This window comes from Micromonospora sp. NPDC050417 (assembly GCF_044458865.1).
Classification (GTDB): Bacteria; Actinomycetota; Actinomycetes; order Mycobacteriales; family Micromonosporaceae; genus Micromonospora_G.
The window spans coordinates 53,711-69,831 of record NZ_JBITIH010000005.1 but is presented as its reverse complement, the minus strand read 5'-3'; the positions used below and the strand labels follow the sequence as shown (position 1 = coordinate 69,831).

The window sequence follows — 16,121 nt, the reverse complement described above, 5'->3', positions numbered from 1 at the left end:
GCCGGGGCCCAGCGACAGGTTGCCGGGCCCCGGTGGTAGGCCTCCGGACGAGACGGCGAGCCGTCTCAGTGGGAAATACCGAAGCGGTCCAGCGTCCACGCCGTGATGAACGCCTCCTCGCGCCACGAGTCGTAGCGCCCGCTCGGCCCGCCGTGCCCAGCCCCCATCTCCGTCTTCAGCAGGTACGACCCCTCCGGTGCCACCGCCCGCAGCCGGGCGATCCACTTCGCCGGCTCGTGGTACAGCACGCGGGTGTCGTTCAGGCTGGTCACCGCGAGGATCGCCGGGTAGCTCACCGCCGCCACGTTCTCGTACGGGGTGTAAGACTTCATGTACGCGTACACCTCGGGGTCGGCCAGCGGGTTGCCCCACTCCTCCCACTCGGTCACGGTCAGCGGCAGCGACGGGTCGAGGATCGAGTTCAGCGCGTCGACGAACGGCACCTGCGCCACGATGCCGGCGAACGCCTCCGGTGCCAGGTTCGCCACCGCGCCCATCAGCAGGCCGCCTGCGGACGCGCCCCGGGCCACCAGCTTGTCGGCCGTGGTCCAGTCGGACTTGACCAGGTGCCGGGCCACCGCGACAAAGTCGGTGAAGGTGTTCTTCTTGGCCAGCATCTTGCCCTCGTCGTACCAGTGCCGGCCCAGCTCACCGCCGCCCCGGACGTGTGCGACCGCGAAGATGACGCCCCGGTCCAGCAGCGAGAGCCGGGGGATCGAGAACCACGGGTCCATGCTCGCCTCGTACGAGCCGTAGCCGTAGAGCACGCAGGGGGCCGAGCCGTCGCGGGGCGTACCGGCGCGGCAGACCAGCGAGATCGGCACCCGCGTGCCGTCGTCGGCCAACGCCCAGTCCCGGTGCTGCTCGTACGCGGCCGGGTCGAAGCCGCCCAGCACCGGCTTCTGCTTGCGCAGCACCATCGCCCGGGTCACCAGGTCGTAGTCGTAGACCGAGTCCGGGGTGACCAGGGAGGTGTAGCGCAACCGCACGGTGCTGGTCTGGTATTCCGGGTTGGAGTCCAGCCCGACGCTGTAGATCGGCTCCGGGAAGTCGATGTCGTACGAGTCCGTGCTGCCGGTGGTGAGCACCCGCAGCCCGGTCAAACCCTCGCTGCGCAGCGAGACCACCAGGTGGTTGGCGAACGCGTCCACCGACTCCAGTCGGGTGCCGGGCGTGTGTTCGATCAACGGCACCCAGTCGCCGGGGTTGTCCGCCGACGTGTACGCGAGCGCGAAGTCCTCGGCGCCGTCGTTGTGCAGAATCAGGAACCGGTGCCCGTGGTGCTCGATCGAGTACTCGACGCCCTGTCGGCGGGGTGCGACCACCGCCGGCTCGCCGGTCGGGTTGCTGGCCGGGATGACCCGTACCTCGCTGGTGACCTTGCTGTGCGACTCGACGACGATGAACTTCTCCGAGCGGGTCAGCTCCACACCGACCCAGAACCGCTCGTCGTCCTCCTGGTAGACCACGACGTCGTCAGCGGCAGCCCCGCCCACGGTGTGCCGCCACACCTGGTTCGGCCGCCATGCCTCGTCCACGGTCAGGTAGAACAGGGTCGAGCCGTCCCCGGACCAGGCGCTGCCGTAGAAGGTGTCGGGGACCTCGTCGGCGAGCACCTCCCCGGTGCGTAGGTCCTTCACCCGCAGCGTGAAGCGTTCGTCACCGGCGAAGTCGGTGGAGTACGCCAGCCAGTTCCCGTCCGGGCTCACGTCGAAGGTGCCGAGCGCGAAGAAGTCCTGGCCCTGCGCGAGGGCGTTGCCGTCGAGCAGGATCTCCTCGCCGTCGAGCGGGGCGCCGTCACCGGTGGCCGGTGGCTCGGTCTCGCCCTCGGCGACCGGGCGTCGGCAGTGGATGCCGTACTGCTGACCCTCGACGGTGCGGGTGTAGTACCAGTAGCCGCCCTTTCGGGCCGGCACCGAGAGGTCCGTCTCCTGGGTGCGGTCCTTGGTTTCGACGAAGAGCGTCTCCCGCAGCGTGGCCAGGGGTGCCGTCACGGCCTCGGTGTAGTCGTTCTCGGCGGTCAGGTAGGCGATCGTCGACGGTTCCTCCTTCGCGGCGAGCCACGCGTACTCGTCGATGACGGTGTCGCCGTGGTGGGTGCGCTCGCTCGGGACCCGGTTGGCGATGGGGGCGGCGGGTGTCTCAGTGCTCACGACGGCCACGTTACCGCCCCCGACGGCGCCGGACCGGCACTGACCGTTGGCAAAGATTAGAACATGTGTACGATAAGCGTCGTGGGGACATCGATGACAGCGGTGGAGCGGGCAGCTCGTGGGGGGATCGGCCAGCGACTGGCCGACATCTGTGGGGAACGGTTCGTCCGCCCGGCCGGCATGGCCGACGGGGTGGCCGGAAGGGCGGCGAACTGGGTGGCGGCGCCCGGCACCGCAGACGGGGTGAGTGCCGTGCTGCGGGTCGCCGCCGACCACGCGCTCTCGGTGGTGCCCCGCGGTGCCGGCACCAAAATGGACTGGGGTGCGCCACCGTCACGGGTGGACGTCGTGCTCGACACCGGTCGGTTGGCCGGAATCTGGCACCACGCCGTCGACGAGATGGTGGCCGAGGTCGGGGCCGGCACGCCGGTCCGCGCGGTGCAGGCCGCGCTGGCCCGGACCGGTACACGGCTCCCGCTCGACCTGCCGTCACCCGACGCGACCATCGGTGGCATGGTGGCCGCCGACGAGACCGGCCCGATGCGTCACCGGCATGGCTCGCCCGGCGACCGGCTCGTCGGAGTCAGTTACGTGGACGCGACCGGGGCGCTGCACCACGCCGGTGGCTGGGCGGCCGGCGAGACCACCGGCTACGACCTGGCCCGGCTGCTCTGCGGCTCCAACGGTGCACTCGGTGTGCTGGTCTCGGCGACGATGCGGCTCCAGACGACCCCGGCGACCCGGATCTGGGTGTCCCGCTCGGTCCGGTCTCCGCTGGAGGTGCACCAGCTCGTCCGGTCCATCCACGGCGCCTGGCTGAGCCCGGCGGCGATCGAGGTCGATCTGCCGAAGGAGGGCATCGGCGGCGGCCACCGCACCGGGCTGCCAGCCGCCGGCAGCCTCTCCGTCCTGCTGGAGGGCGGCCAGGCCGACGTCGGTGGGCGGGTGGCCCGTCTCGTCGAGCTGCTCGACGGTGACAGTCGGGTCGACACCAGGGCACCGGCCTGGTGGGGCCGCTACCCGTTCACGGCCGACGACGTCGCCGTACGTGTCGACGTACCCTCGACCGACCTGCACGCCGTGCTCTACGCGCTGGGCGACGCCGCCGGTACCCCGATCTCGGTCCGCGGCTCTGCCGGCCTCGGCGTGGTGTACGCCGCGCTGCCCGGCTACGTCGCCCCCGAGCAGATCGGATCGATCCTCTCGGTGGTGCGCCGCGTGCTGTCGGCTCGTAACGGTCGCTGCGTGGTGCTGTCGGCCCCGCCCCGGATCCGAGGGGAGATCGACTTCTGGGGCACCCTGCCCACTCTGCCGTTGCTGCGCCGGGTGAAGGAACGCTTCGACCCGGACCACCGATTCGCCCCGGGTCGCTACGTCGGGGGCCTCTGAGTCCGCCGCCGGCACCTGATTCCCCGCCGGCCCCTGTGCCGCTGACGCCTGGCGCCGCCCACCAGCAGGGCGCCAGGCGTCAGCCCTGTTGCGGGCGGCGCTGGTAGGCGCCGTACCACCAGATCTTGGCCAGCTCCTCACCGAACGCGTCGTCGCCGCTGCTGTCACCGGGGGTCGTCGCCACGTACTCGGATATGGCACGGTCGCCACCGATCACGATCACCTGGGCGGCGTACGACACGTGCAGGTCAGGGATCCGGTTGCCGTCCCGTTCGGAGGTCAACACCTGCACGGTGTGTTCGACGAACCGGCTGTGCCCGGCGATCCAGAAATCCCGCACCGTTGCGTCGTACGCGGCGACCTCGCTGATCGCGGCGAGCACGGCGGCGTATTCCCGGTAGACCCGCACGATCCGCTGGAAGACGTCGATCAGGACGTCCAGCCCGTCGGAGGGCTTCCAGTCGATGCCGGTGTCGTAGCCGATGGTCCGCATCTCGTGGGCCAACCGCACGAGCAGCTCACTCTTGTCCCGGAAGTGCGTGTAGAAGGTCGACCGGGCGACACCCGCCTCGGCGGCGATCCGCTGCACGCCGAGTTCGGTGAAACTCGCCCCGCCGGCCAGCAGCCGTTCGGTCGCGGCGAGGATCTGGGCTTCGACCGAGGCACGGCGGCCGGGATCAGTCGCGCGTCGGGTGATCGATGGCATTGCCGCAGTCTAAATCGGCTGCTCGGGGCGGACTCTCCATGGCGTGCCCGCCGCCGAGGCGACCGAGGTGGTGGCCCGCACCCGGCGCGGCCAGGGCTCAGACCGGGACCGCCTCAGACCGGGACCGCATCGTTGCGTAGCACGAGGATGGCGATGTCGTCGCGGGGGGTCTCACCCGAGAACCCGATCGCGGTGGAGCGGAGCCGGGCGGCGACCACGTCGGCGGAGTAGCCGGCCAACGGCGCGGCCGCGTCCCGGAGCCGGTCGAGGCCGAACAGTTCCCGGCCGCGCCGCCGCTCGGTCACCCCGTCGGTGTAGAAGATCAGCGCGTCGCCCGGAGCCATCGGCACGGTCATCGCCGGGGTGGCGATCGAGTCGAGGAGTCCGAGTGCGGTCCCACCGGTGCCGACGAAGGAGGTACGGCCGTTGCCGCGTACCAGGACCGGGCGGTCGTGCCCGGCCAGGTGCAGTTCGACCGCGAGCCGACCGTCGTGGTCCTGTTCCACCGCCGCCAGGGCGAGCGTGCAGTAGCGTCCGCCGCCCCGCTCCACCAGCGTCTCGTTGAGCCGGGCCAGCGCCTCGGGCAGCGGTTTGCCGTCCCCGACCAGCACCCGGATCACGTCCCGGACCAGCCCGGTCACCGCCGCAGCCTGCACGCCCTTGCCGGAGACGTCGCCGACCACCACCAGCCACCGGCCGTCCGGCAGCGGCAGTACGTCGTAGAAGTCGCCGCCCACGTCGGCATCGTCGCCGGTCGGTACGTACTCGGCGGCGAAGCCGATGCCGTCGACGACCGGCAGGACCGGTGGCAGCAGCGACTGTTGCAGGGTGTGCGCCACCCGGCGCCGCTCGGCGTGGATGCGTGCGTTCTCGATCGCCAGTGCCGCCCGCCGGGCCACGTCCTCCAGCACCGCGACCTCGTCCGGGTCGTGCCGGTGGCGGAGGTGGCGGCCGACCGCGAGGGTGCCGAGCCGCTGCCCCCGGGCGACCAGTGGGACGGCGAAGCCGTCCATCGGGCCGCCGATCGGCACCTGGGATCCGCTGCGGGACGCCTCCCGCAGCCGGGCCTGGACCGAGTCCGCACCCTCGTCGTTGAGCACCTTGTGCAGCTCGGGCAGGACCGCCTCGTCGGCGTGGCTGGCCGCGGCGAGCTTGAGCCGCCCCCACTCGTCGGTGGTGTGCACCGCGCACCACTGCCCCAGGCGGGGTACGACCAGTTGCGGGATCAGCGCCATGGTCAGCTCGACGTCCAGCGACTGGGCCAGCAGTTCGCTCGCCTCCGCCAGGAAGGTCAGCCAGCTCTGTCGACGTACGTCGGCCCGACGGAGTCGGTCGTTCTCCAGGTGCAACGAGAGGCGCTCGGCCATCAGCGCGGCGAGCGGCTGGGCGTAACCCGACGGCGCCGCGTCGAGCTCCAGTTCTCCGCTGTACGGCCGGTGCACGGCGAGCGGCACCCGGAGCAGGTCGTCGCCGAGGCGGGGTTGCCGGCCGTAACGGGCCAGCACCTGGGATCCGTTGCCGTCGCCCCGGTCCAGCCGGACGGTGCCGCCGGCCGCCCCGACCATCTCGCCGACCCGGGCCAGCAGGGCGCCGGCAAAGTCGGGCAGCGGGTCGTCCGCGTACGAGTCGGGGGCGATCTGCATCAGCGCGCTGAGCGCGCCGGCGCTCGGCGCGGGGACGGTGACCTGACCGGCCGCAGGTGACGTCTGGGTGCCCTGTGGCGACGCGGTGCCGGTGGGTGTCGGGGCCTTGCGGTCCAGCCGGAACCAGACGCCCTTGCCGGTGGGGAGGTGGGTGGTTCCCCAGCGGCTGGCGAAGTGGTCGACGAGGAGGAGGCCCCGCCCTCGTTCCGACACCTCAGAAATATCTGTCAGGTCGTTTTTCGGCCGGGCGGTCACCTTTTCGATCGGTCCGACGGCGAAGTCGGAGACCGTGACGGTCAGTCCGCTCTCGTCCGCGACGACCTCGATGTCCAATTCTGTCCCGGCGTGTTCCACTGCATTGGTGGACAACTCGGTAGTCAGCAGTAGTGCCTCGTTGAGCAGCTCGTCCAGCTTCGCCTCGGCCAGAACCGACCGCACGATGGCCCGCGCCGCGGCCGGCGTGCGCCGGTCGGCGGGAAGCCTTACCCGCCGGACGCGCTCGTCCGTCCGGTCACTGAACGGCCCCCCGATTTCCGCTGACACTGTTTCATCCTCCACTGACAGGCTCCCGGTGCCAAGCCTGGCGGCACGCCGCCGCAGGTCAGCGCGGGCTGGTATCGACGCTGTCGGAGCACAATGATGGGGGTGCTGCCATGGCACGGGGCCGGTCAGACGCCCTGTCCCCCCTCCGGCGAACTGAGCGAGGAAGTATGACCACGGCGAAACAATTGCCCGTCGCGGACCCGTCGACCTCGGATGACGCGGTCCTGCTCGGCGAACTCGCCGAGGCGCTGCGGCGGGTTCGCCGTGGTGATCTCAAGGTACGGCTGCCGCGCCGCGCGGGGGTTGCGGGCGAGGTCGCGGACGCCTTCAACGAGGTGGTCTCCCTTCAAGAGCGGCAGAATCTCGACCTGAGGCGGGTCAGCCGGATCGTCGGCCGGGACGGCCGGCTCACCGAGCGGCTCGACGAGGAGGGCTTCGACGGGGCCTGGGCCGACGGGCAACGGGCGGTCAACTCGCTCATCGACGACCTGACCAATCCGACCACCGAGATCGCCCGGGTCATCGTGGCGGTCGCCGACGGTGACCTGTCCCAGCACATGGCGCTGGAGATGGACGGTCGCCCGCTGCGTGGTGAGTTCCTCCGGATCGGCCGCACCGTGAACACCATGGTCGACCAGCTCTCGTCCTTCTCGAACGAGGTGACCCGGGTGGCCCGCGAGGTGGGCACCGAGGGTGAGCTGGGCGGCCAGGCCGACGTACGCGGGGTCGCCGGGACCTGGAAGGACCTCACCGAGTCGGTCAACACCATGGCCTCGAACCTGACGTATCAGGTGCGATCGATCTCACAGGTTGCTACGGCAGTGGCGCGTGGCGACCTGTCGCAGAAGATCACCGTGTCGGCGAAGGGTGAGGTGGCCGAGCTGGCCCACACCTTCAACTCGCTCACCGACACGCTGAGGCTCTTCGCCGAGCAGGTGACCCGGGTGGCCCGTGAGGTGGGCACCGAGGGCAAGCTCGGCGGCCAGGCCGAGGTGCCGAACGTCGCCGGAACCTGGAAGGACCTGACCGACAGCGTCAACTCGATGGCGTCGAACCTGACCTCGCAGGTCCGCAACATCGCCCAGGTGTCGACTGCGGTGGCCCGGGGCGACCTCAGTCAGAAGATCACTGTGGCCGCGCAGGGCGAGATCCTGGAGCTGAAGGACACCGTCAACACGATGGTGGACCAGTTGTCGTCGTTCGCCGACGAGGTGACCCGGGTGGCCCGTGAGGTGGGCATCGAGGGCAAGCTCGGTGGTCAGGCCCAGGTACGCGGCGTCTCCGGCACCTGGCGGGACCTGACCGAGAACGTGAACCAGCTCGCCGGCAACCTGACCTCGCAGGTCCGCAACATCTCCCAGGTCTCCACCGCCGTCGCGAAGGGTGACCTGTCGCAGAAGATCACTGTTGATGCCCGGGGTGAGATCCTGGAGTTGAAGTCGACGGTGAACACGATGGTGGACCAGTTGTCGTCGTTCGCCGACGAGGTGACCCGGGTAGCCCGTGAGGTGGGGACCGAGGGCAAGCTCGGTGGTCAGGCCCAGGTGAAGGGCGTCTCGGGGACCTGGCGGGACCTGACCGACAACGTGAACTCGATGGCGTCGAACCTGACCTCCCAGGTGCGGAACATCGCCTCGGTGACCACCGCGGTGGCGAAGGGTGACCTGTCGCAGAAGATCACTGTTGATGCCCGGGGTGAGATCCTGGAGTTGAAGTCGACGGTGAACACGATGGTGGACCAGTTGTCGTCGTTCGCGGACGAGGTGACCCGGGTGGCCCGTGAGGTGGGGACCGAGGGCAAGCTCGGTGGTCAGGCCCAGGTACGCGGAGTCGCCGGCACCTGGCGGGACCTGACCGACAACGTGAACTCGATGGCGTCGAACCTGACCTCCCAGGTCCGCAACATCGCCCAGGTCTCCACGGCGGTCGCCCGGGGTGACCTGTCGCAGAAGATCACCGTTGATGCCCGGGGTGAGATCCTGGAGTTGAAGTCGACGGTGAACACGATGGTGGACCAGTTGTCGTCGTTCGCCGACGAGGTGACCCGGGTGGCCCGTGAGGTGGGGACCGAGGGCAAGCTCGGTGGTCAGGCCGAGGTGAAGGGCGTCTCGGGGACCTGGCGGGACCTGACCGACAACGTGAACTCGATGGCGTCGAACCTGACCTCCCAGGTGCGGAACATCGCCTCGGTGACCACCGCGGTCGCGCGGGGTGACCTGGGGCAGAAGATCACCGTTGACGCGCAGGGCGAGATCCTGGAGCTGAAGAACACCATCAACACGATGGTGGACCAGTTGTCGTCGTTCGCCGACGAGGTGACCCGGGTCGGCCGCGAGGTCGGTATCGAGGGCAAGCTCGGTGGTCAGGCGCAGGTGAAGGGGGTTTCCGGCACCTGGCGGGATCTGACCGAGAACGTGAACCAGCTCGCCTCCACGTTGACCACCCAGTTGCGCGCGATCGCGCAGGTGTCGACCTCGGTGACCCGGGGTGACCTGACCCAGCGGATCACGGTCGAGGCGCAGGGCGAGGTCGCCGAGCTGAAGGACAACATCAACCAGATGATCGTCACCCTCCGGGAGACCACCAAGAAGAACGCCGAGCAGGGTTGGCTTGACTCCAACCTGGCCCGGATCGGTGGCCTGCTCCAGGGGCAGCGGGATCTCGGTGAGGTCTGCCGGATGATCATGATGGAGGTCACTCCGCTGGTCGACGCGCAGCTCGGTGCGTTCTTCCTCGCCGACACCGAAGAGGCGGTGATGCGGCTGCGGCTGACCGCCTCGTACGGCTATGTCGCCCGGCACCACAACGTCACCTTCGGCCCCGGCGAGGGACTCGTCGGACAGGCGGCGCTCTCCCGCCGGACGATCCGGGTGGGCGTACCGGACGGGAAACTGACCGTACGCTCCGGGCTCGCCGCGACACCCCCGGCTGACCTGGTGGTGCTGCCGGTGCTCTTCGAGGGCGAACTGCTCGGCGTGATCGAGTTCGCCAGCGTCGCCGCCTTCTCCGAGCTGCACCTGACCTTCCTGGAGCGGCTGGTCACGACGATCGGCATCGCGGTCAACACCATCCAGGCCAACCGGCGTACGGAGGAGCTGCTGGCCCAGTCCCAGCGGCTGGCGCACGAGTTGCAGGAACAGTCGGCCGAACTCCAGCGCACCAACGCCGAACTGGAGGACAAGGCGCAGCTCCTCTCCGAGCAGAAGGGCAACATCGAGACCAAGAACCGGGAGATCGAGATGGCCCGGATCGGTCTGGAGGAGAAGGCGCAGCAGCTCACCCGCGCCTCGGCGTACAAGTCGGAGTTCCTCGCCAACATGAGCCACGAGCTGCGTACGCCGCTCAACTCGTTGCTGCTGCTGGCCCGGCTGCTGGCGGACAACTCGGAGCAGAACCTGACCGACAAGCAGACCGAGTTCGCCAGGACCATCCACAGTGCCGGCTCCGACCTGCTCCGGCTGATCGACGACATCCTGGATCTGTCCAAAATCGAGGCTGGCCGGATGGACGTCGAGCCGACCGAGGTGCGGTTCGACGAGATCCGAGCCTATGTCGAGCAGGCGTTCGCGCCGCAGGCCGAGGAGAAACACCTGGACTTCCAGGTACGCGTCTCCCGGGACCTGCCGGCCGCGGTGATCACCGACGCCCAGCGACTCCAGCAGATTCTGCGCAACCTGCTCTCGAACGCGGTCAAGTTCACCGACAACGGGGCGGTGACACTCCGGATCGCGCCGGCACAGGAGGGGACGTACTTCGACGTGCCGGCCCTGGCCACGGCCCGCCAGGTGGTCGCGTTCACCGTGATCGACACGGGTATCGGCATCTCCGACGACAAGCTCTCGTTGATCTTCGAGGCGTTCCAGCAGGCGGACGGAACCACCAGTCGCCGCTACGGCGGCACCGGTCTCGGGCTCTCGATCAGCCGGGACCTGGCCCGCCTGATCGGTGGCACGATCACCGTCTCGTCCGCACCCGGCCAGGGCTCGACCTTCACCCTGTTCGTACCGGACGTGCTGGCCCCGGACACGGTGGTCGCTCCGATGCCGTTGCCGGCCGCACCGGTCCGTAACGACCTGCCGCCGCTACTGCGTCCGACCGAGGTCGAACGGATGAACGCCCCGGTCACCCGCCAACTCGACGGCGCCACCGTACTGATCATCGACGACGACGTACGGAACGTCTTCGCGCTGACCAGCGCGTTGGAGCTGCACGGGATGACGGTGCTCTACTCGGACAACGGGGTGGACGGCGTACGGCTGCTCGCCGAACATCCCGAGGTCGATATTGTGTTGATGGATGCGATGATGCCGGATCAAGACGGTTACGAGACCACCCGGGCGATTCGTCGTAACCACCGATTCACTGACCTGCCGGTCGTCTTCCTGACCGCGAAGGCCATGCCGGGCGACCGTGAGTCGGCGCTCGGTGCCGGAGCCAGTGACTACATCACCAAGCCGGTCGACCTGGATGAGCTGATCGAACTGATGGCCTCCTGGGTCAACGGCGGCGGACGGGAGATGCCCAGTGAGTGAGCACGGCAGCGAAGCGGTAGTCCGATGAGCGAGGTGGCGAAGGCACTCCTGGTCGACGACCGGCGGGAGAACCTGCTGGCCCTGGAGGCGATCCTGCAGGGCCTGCCGGTGCACTCGGTGGCGGTCGAGAGCGGCGAGGCGGCACTCAAGCAGCTTCTCGTGGACGACTTCGCGGTGATCCTGCTCGACGCACAGATGCCGGACATGGACGGGTTCGAGACCGCCAGCCACATCAAACGGCGGGAGCGGACCCGGCACGTACCGATCATCTTCCTGACCGCTGCGGACCGTGACGCCCAGCTCGCGCTCCGGGGTTACGCCGTCGGTGCGGTCGACTACCTGACCAAGCCGTTCGACCCCTGGGTGCTACGGGCGAAGGTGTCGGTCTTCGTCGACCTCTGGACCAAGAACCGGCAGCTCGTGGCCCAGTCCGAGGTGGTACGAGAACGTAACGCCCAGTGGCGCAACCTCACCGACGCGGTGGACGAGGCGACCCGGCTGCTCCGCTCGGACGACACCGACGCCCGCGACCAGGCCGTCGAAATCCTCGAACACGCCCGCTGGGGCACCACCTCCTGACCGTTCGCCGCCCGGCGCCAGCGATCGCGGACGGCAACCGCCGCGACGGTGCAAGCCGCGTAGAGTCGCACTGTTCGCGGAGGAAAGGGATCTGGGCAGAATCGTGGGCAGTGGGCCGGCGTATCAGCGGGTCGCGGACGAGATCCGCGCAGCCATCCTCTCCGGCGAGTTGGCGCAGGGTGACCGGATGCCGTCGCTGCCGGAGTTGGCGGCCCAGTTCGGTGTGACCACGACCGTCGCGCACAGCGCGGTCAACGTGCTCCGTGGCGAGGGTCTGGTGGTGACCCGGCAGGGTGCGGGCGCCTTCATCCGTCGCTTTGAACGGATCCTCCGTAGTTCGCCGGGGAGGCTGTCCCGATCGCACTGGGGACAGGGTCTGGCCATCCAGGACCACGACACCGGCGTCCGGGCGCGGGTGTTGGACGTAGTCGTCAGTGAGGTGCCCGCCCCGGAATACGTGGCGGCCGCGTTGGGCGTCGACGTCGGTGACGCGGTGCTCAGCAGGTCCAGGCGGTTCGAGGTCGACGGACGTCCGGTCCAGTTGGCCACCTCCTACCTCCCGCTCGAACTGGTACGCGGAACGGCGATCACCTACACAGACACCGGGCCGGGTGGCGCGTACGCCCGACTTGCCGAGTTGGGCTTCGGGCCGGCGCGGTTCGTCGAACGTCTGACCGACCGGGCGCCCCACCCGGACGAGCGGGACCGGCTGGCCCTGTCCACGGCCGGCGCACGAGTCATCGAGATCACCCGGTACGCGTACACCGGGGCAGACCGTTGCGTAGAGGTGACCCGGATGGTGCTCGACGCCTCCGCCTACGAGTTGGAGTACAGCTTCCCGGCCTAACTCTTGCTCCCCGGTAACTCTTGCCAAGAGTTGGAAGTCTCTGCAAGAGTTGGTCCCATCGATATCTCCGTGGAGTGGGGGATGGCATGGACCTTCGTGAAAAGGTGTGCAGGCTCGCGGTCGACCTCGGTTATGAGATCGAAGATCGGGACCTGCTGGAACTGATCGCCGACGAACCGGAGGTCGTCGGCGAGGCGATCGGCGCGGTGGCGGCGATCGCGGCACACGAGTTCACGCTGAAGCTGCTCCGTCAGTCCCTCGACAAGTTGCGTGCGCAGTGGCCGGCATGGCAACTCGGCGATGGTCTCGGCGACCTCGCAGCACTACTTGTGCGGCTGGACGAGGCGTACGAGACCGTCACCGCTGATCTTCGCGACAGTCGGGCCGAGTTCCAGACCTCTATGCGTCACCTTGTCGGCAGTCCCGCCCGGCCGTGACCTTTGCAGGGTCGGGCTGCCGTCTGGGCTGTGGCGGATTCTTACCCTTCCAGGGGTAGTAATTCGCCACAGCTCGCCGCCCGAACTCCGGTCGGCCGCACCACGGACGGCCTCTCGATCACCACCGCGATCCCGTACGACGCCGATTTCAAGATCAGCCGTTGATGGAGTCTCGGTACGGGTCAGCTGTTGGCGGGCTCGTTGCGGATCATGAGAGCGGAGCGCAGGCCGGTGATGTCCAGCACCCGCAGCAGGAAGTCGCCCACGTTGGTCAACACCAGCAGGGTCTGCGCGTGACTCGCCTTGCGACTCAGTACGACCAGGGTGCCGAGCCCCTGCGAGTCACAGAAGGTGACACCGCCCAGATCCAGCACGACCCGCGGCGGCGCGTCGGAGAGCACCTCGTTCACGGCGGCGGAGAGCCGGCTCGCAGTGAGCATGTCGATCTCACCGGCGAGGTTCAGGATCACCTCGTCGCAGGTCCGCTGGACCGCTATGGTCAGCTCCGCTCGCTCCACCGGATCAGCGTATCGCGATCTAGGTGACTCGGCCGGTTTGAGGCATACCGCCGCGCTGCGGAGATCGCGTACCGCGCTGTGGAGATCGCGTACACCGGGGCGCGGGCGGGGTGACGGACGTGAGCCGGGTAACCCCACCAGGGGTGGTTACCGCGCTGACCGGTGGCGCTGACAGAATGGCGGCACCGTGACCGATACGCACTCCGCCGGCACCGGCCCGTACCCGGCCGACGCCCCGGCATCCGAAGCCCTGTTCGACCGCGCCCGAGCCATCGTGCCGGGCGGGGTCAACTCCCCCGTACGCGCGTTCCGGGCGGTCGGGGGGACGCCCCGCTTCATGGTCCGTGGCTCCGGCCCGTGGCTCTTCGACGCCGACGGCCGACGCTACGTCGACCTGGTCTGCTCCTGGGGTCCGTTGATCGCCGGGCACGCCCACCCCGAGGTGGTCGCCGCGGTCCAGGCCGCCGCCGCCCTCGGCACCAGCTTCGGTACGCCCACGCCGGGCGAGATCGAGCTGGCCACGGAGATCGTCGCGCGCACCCCGGTCGAGCAGGTACGACTGGTCAACTCCGGGACCGAGGCGACCATGTCGGCGATCCGGCTGGCCCGGGGCTTCACCGGCCGCTCGAAGATCGTCAAGTTCGCCGGTTGCTACCACGGACACGTGGACGCGCTGCTCGCGTCGGCCGGCTCCGGCGTGGCCACCCTGGGCCTGCCCGACTCGCCGGGAGTCACCGGAGCGGCGGCTGGCGAGACCATCGTGCTGCCGTACAACGACGTGACCGCGGTCGAGGCCGTGTTCGCCGCCGAGGGCGAGCACATCGCCGCGATCATCACCGAGGCGGCGCCGGGCAACATGGGCGTGGTCGCCCCCCGCGACGGCTTCAACGCCCGCCTGGCCAGCATCGCCCACGCGTACGGCGCGCTGCTGGTGGTGGACGAGGTCATGACCGGGTTCCGGGTCTCGAAGGGCGGCTGGGCCGGGCACGAACCGGTCGACGCCGACCTGTTCACCTACGGCAAGGTGATGGGCGGTGGCCTGCCGGCGGCGGCGTTCGGCGGCCGGGCCGAGATCATGTCGCGGTTGGCGCCGGCCGGCCCGGTCTACCAGGCCGGCACGCTCTCCGGTAACCCGCTCGCCTGTGCCGCCGGGCTGGCCACTCTCCGGCTCGCCGATGACGCGCTCTACCAGCGGCTGGATACCACCGCCAACACCGTCGGCAAGCTGGCCGGCGAGGCGCTGGCCGCCGTCGGGGTGCCGCACCAGCTCTCGTACGCGGGCAACATGTTCTCGATCTTCTTCACCGAGAACGACGTGGTCGACTTCGACTCCGCCCGTACCCAGGACGTGGCCGCGTTCCGGGCGTTCTTCCACGCGATGCTGGCCCACGGCGTGTACCTGCCGCCCAGCGCGTTCGAGTCGTGGTTCGTGTCGGCGGCGTTGGATGACGCCGCACTGGAGCAGTACGCGGCAGCACTGCCCGCGGCGGCGGCAGCAGCCGCAGCGGCCAGTCACGGGGGGTAGTCGAGTGAGCAAGACGGTCGTCCACGTGCTCCGGCACGGCGAGGTGTACAACCCGGACAAGATTCTCTACGGTCGGTTGCCCGGATTCCGCCTCTCCGAGTTGGGTGTCCAGATGGCCAAGGCGGCAGCGCAGTCGCTCGCCGACCGGGACCTGGCGTACGTGGTGGCCAGTCCACTGGAGCGGGCGCAGCAGACCGCCGAACCGATCGCCGCCCAGTTCGGGCTCCCGGTCGCGGTCGACGACCGGCTGATCGAGAGCGCCAACTGGTTCGAGGGCAAGCGGGTGTCGCCGGGCGACGGATCGTTCAGCGACCCGCGTAACTGGTGGGTGCTGCGCGACCCGGTCACCCCGTCCTGGGGCGAGGCGTACCGGGTCATCGCCGAGCGGATGTTCGCCGCCGTACACGCCGCCCGGGTCGCCGCCGAGGGGCGCGAAGCCGTCTGCGTCTCACACCAGCTACCGATCTGGACGCTGCGCCGGTACGTCGAGCGCAAGCGGCTCTGGCACGACCCGCGCAAGCGTCAGTGCGGGCTGGCCAGCCTCACCTCGTTCCACTTCGAGGACGCCAAAATCGTCGGCATCGGCTACTCCGAGCCGGCCGCACACCTGGTGGCCATGTCGCCGACCGCGCGGACAGCCAAGGGGGCTTGACGATGAGGCTGTCGCCGCGGGTCTGGGTGGGCGCCGTGCTCTCCGCCGTCGCGGTGGTGGCGCTCGCCGGCTGCTCCGGCGGTAGCTGGGAGGAGAAGTGCTCGACCAACGCCGACCAGGCGATCGAGTGCGCCCCGGCAGACCGGGCACCCGCACCCAAGGTCAGCGGTGAACTACTCGACGGCGGCCAGTACGACCTCACCCAGGATCGTGGCCAGGTCGTCGTGGTCAACTTCTGGGGCTCCTGGTGCCCGCCCTGCCGGGCCGAGGCGGACGACCTCGAAAGCACCTTCGCGGCCACCCGGGACCAGGGCGTCCGGTTCATCGGCGTGAACGTCCAGGACGGCCGGGACAAGGCGAAGGCGTTCGAGCAGAGCCTCGGGGTGACCTATCCGAGCCTCTTCGACCCGGGCAACCGGGTGGCGCTCAACTTCGAGATCCCGCCGAACAGCACCCCGGCGACGATCGTGCTCGACCGCGACGGCAAGATCGCGGCGGTTTTCCGCAAGCCCGTACTCCAGTCGATGCTGCAACCGGTGGTGGCCCGCGTCGCCGCCGAGAAGCCGGCGACCGGCGGTGCCGTGCCCACCCCCACCT

General features: G+C 69.5%; 11 protein-coding genes and 1 pseudogene. 8 read left to right on the top strand and 4 right to left on the bottom strand.

The genetic code is table 11. The features are described from left to right. Nucleotides 1-65: 65 nt before the first annotated feature. The gene (locus tag ACIBF5_RS08695; protein ID WP_396809536.1) at nt 66-2,153 is read right to left on the bottom strand and encodes a S9 family peptidase; all 2,088 of its coding nucleotides are present in this window, start codon (nt 2,151-2,153) and stop codon (nt 66-68) included. A gap of 81 nt (nt 2,154-2,234) precedes the next feature. Here ACIBF5_RS08695 and ACIBF5_RS08690 point away from each other — a divergent pair, with 81 nt between their 5' ends. Continuing rightward, nucleotides 2,235-3,542, top strand: a complete 1,308-nt coding sequence (locus ACIBF5_RS08690) for an FAD-binding oxidoreductase (protein ID WP_396809534.1) — start codon at nt 2,235-2,237, stop codon at nt 3,540-3,542. A 79-nt stretch (nt 3,543-3,621) separates the two neighbouring features. On the opposite strand, the gene ACIBF5_RS08685 is transcribed toward ACIBF5_RS08690, so the two are convergent. Together ACIBF5_RS08685 and ACIBF5_RS08680 are read right to left on the bottom strand one after the other, a co-directional pair. Then, nucleotides 3,622-4,248 carry a TetR/AcrR family transcriptional regulator gene (locus ACIBF5_RS08685; RefSeq protein WP_396809532.1) on the bottom strand — a complete coding sequence of 209 codons (627 nt, stop codon included), beginning with the start codon at nt 4,246-4,248 and terminating at the stop codon, nt 3,622-3,624. Between the two features lie 113 nt (nt 4,249-4,361). Next, complete coding sequence (locus ACIBF5_RS08680) at nt 4,362-6,434, bottom strand: SpoIIE family protein phosphatase (protein WP_396809530.1); 2,073 nt, start codon at nt 6,432-6,434, stop codon at nt 4,362-4,364. A 167-nt stretch (nt 6,435-6,601) separates the two neighbouring features. On the opposite strand from ACIBF5_RS08680, the gene ACIBF5_RS08675 reads away from it, so the two are divergent. The 4 genes from ACIBF5_RS08675 (at nt 6,602) to ACIBF5_RS08660 (ending at nt 12,829) form a co-directional block, all read left to right on the top strand. Then, complete coding sequence (locus tag ACIBF5_RS08675; RefSeq protein WP_396809528.1) at nt 6,602-10,966, top strand: HAMP domain-containing protein; 4,365 nt, start codon at nt 6,602-6,604, stop codon at nt 10,964-10,966. A 24-nt stretch (nt 10,967-10,990) separates the two neighbouring features. Then, a complete protein-coding gene (locus ACIBF5_RS08670; protein WP_396809526.1) occupies nt 10,991-11,545 on the top strand; it encodes a two-component system response regulator in 555 nt (184 codons plus the stop codon). 103 nt (nt 11,546-11,648) lie between these two features. Beyond that, complete coding sequence (locus tag ACIBF5_RS08665; protein ID WP_396809524.1) at nt 11,649-12,392, top strand: GntR family transcriptional regulator; 744 nt, start codon at nt 11,649-11,651, stop codon at nt 12,390-12,392. A gap of 86 nt (nt 12,393-12,478) precedes the next feature. Then, nucleotides 12,479-12,829, top strand: a complete 351-nt coding sequence (locus tag ACIBF5_RS08660) for a hypothetical protein (RefSeq protein WP_396809522.1) — start codon at nt 12,479-12,481, stop codon at nt 12,827-12,829. 182 nt (nt 12,830-13,011) lie between these two features. On the opposite strand, the gene ACIBF5_RS08655 is transcribed toward ACIBF5_RS08660, so the two are convergent. Beyond that, a complete protein-coding gene (locus tag ACIBF5_RS08655) occupies nt 13,012-13,347 on the bottom strand; it encodes an STAS domain-containing protein (RefSeq protein ID WP_396809520.1) in 336 nt (111 codons plus the stop codon). 187 nt (nt 13,348-13,534) lie between these two features. Between ACIBF5_RS08655 and hemL the strand changes: the two genes are divergently transcribed. From hemL to ACIBF5_RS08640, 3 genes and pseudogenes are all read left to right on the top strand, one after another. Next, nucleotides 13,535-14,872 carry a glutamate-1-semialdehyde 2,1-aminomutase gene (gene hemL, locus ACIBF5_RS08650; RefSeq protein WP_396809518.1) on the top strand — a complete coding sequence of 446 codons (1,338 nt, stop codon included), beginning with the start codon at nt 13,535-13,537 and terminating at the stop codon, nt 14,870-14,872. Between the two features lie 4 nt (nt 14,873-14,876). Then, on the top strand, nt 14,877-15,524 hold the full coding sequence (locus ACIBF5_RS08645; RefSeq protein WP_396809516.1) for a histidine phosphatase family protein: 648 nt from the start codon (nt 14,877-14,879) through the stop codon (nt 15,522-15,524). A gap of 2 nt (nt 15,525-15,526) precedes the next feature. Further along, nucleotides 15,527-16,102: pseudogene (locus ACIBF5_RS08640) on the top strand (TlpA family protein disulfide reductase); the annotation flags it as partial. Between the last annotated feature and the right edge of the window lie 19 nt (nt 16,103-16,121).

Coding starts and splice junctions, on each gene's coding strand:
- ACIBF5_RS08685 (WP_396809532.1), bottom strand. CDS start 4,248: ATGCCATCGATCACCCGACGCGCGACTGATCCCGGCCGCCGTGCCTCG.
- ACIBF5_RS08675 (WP_396809528.1), top strand. CDS start 6,602: ATGACCACGGCGAAACAATTGCCCGTCGCGGACCCGTCGACCTCGGAT.
- ACIBF5_RS08670 (WP_396809526.1), top strand. CDS start 10,991: ATGAGCGAGGTGGCGAAGGCACTCCTGGTCGACGACCGGCGGGAGAAC.
- ACIBF5_RS08660 (WP_396809522.1), top strand. CDS start 12,479: ATGGACCTTCGTGAAAAGGTGTGCAGGCTCGCGGTCGACCTCGGTTAT.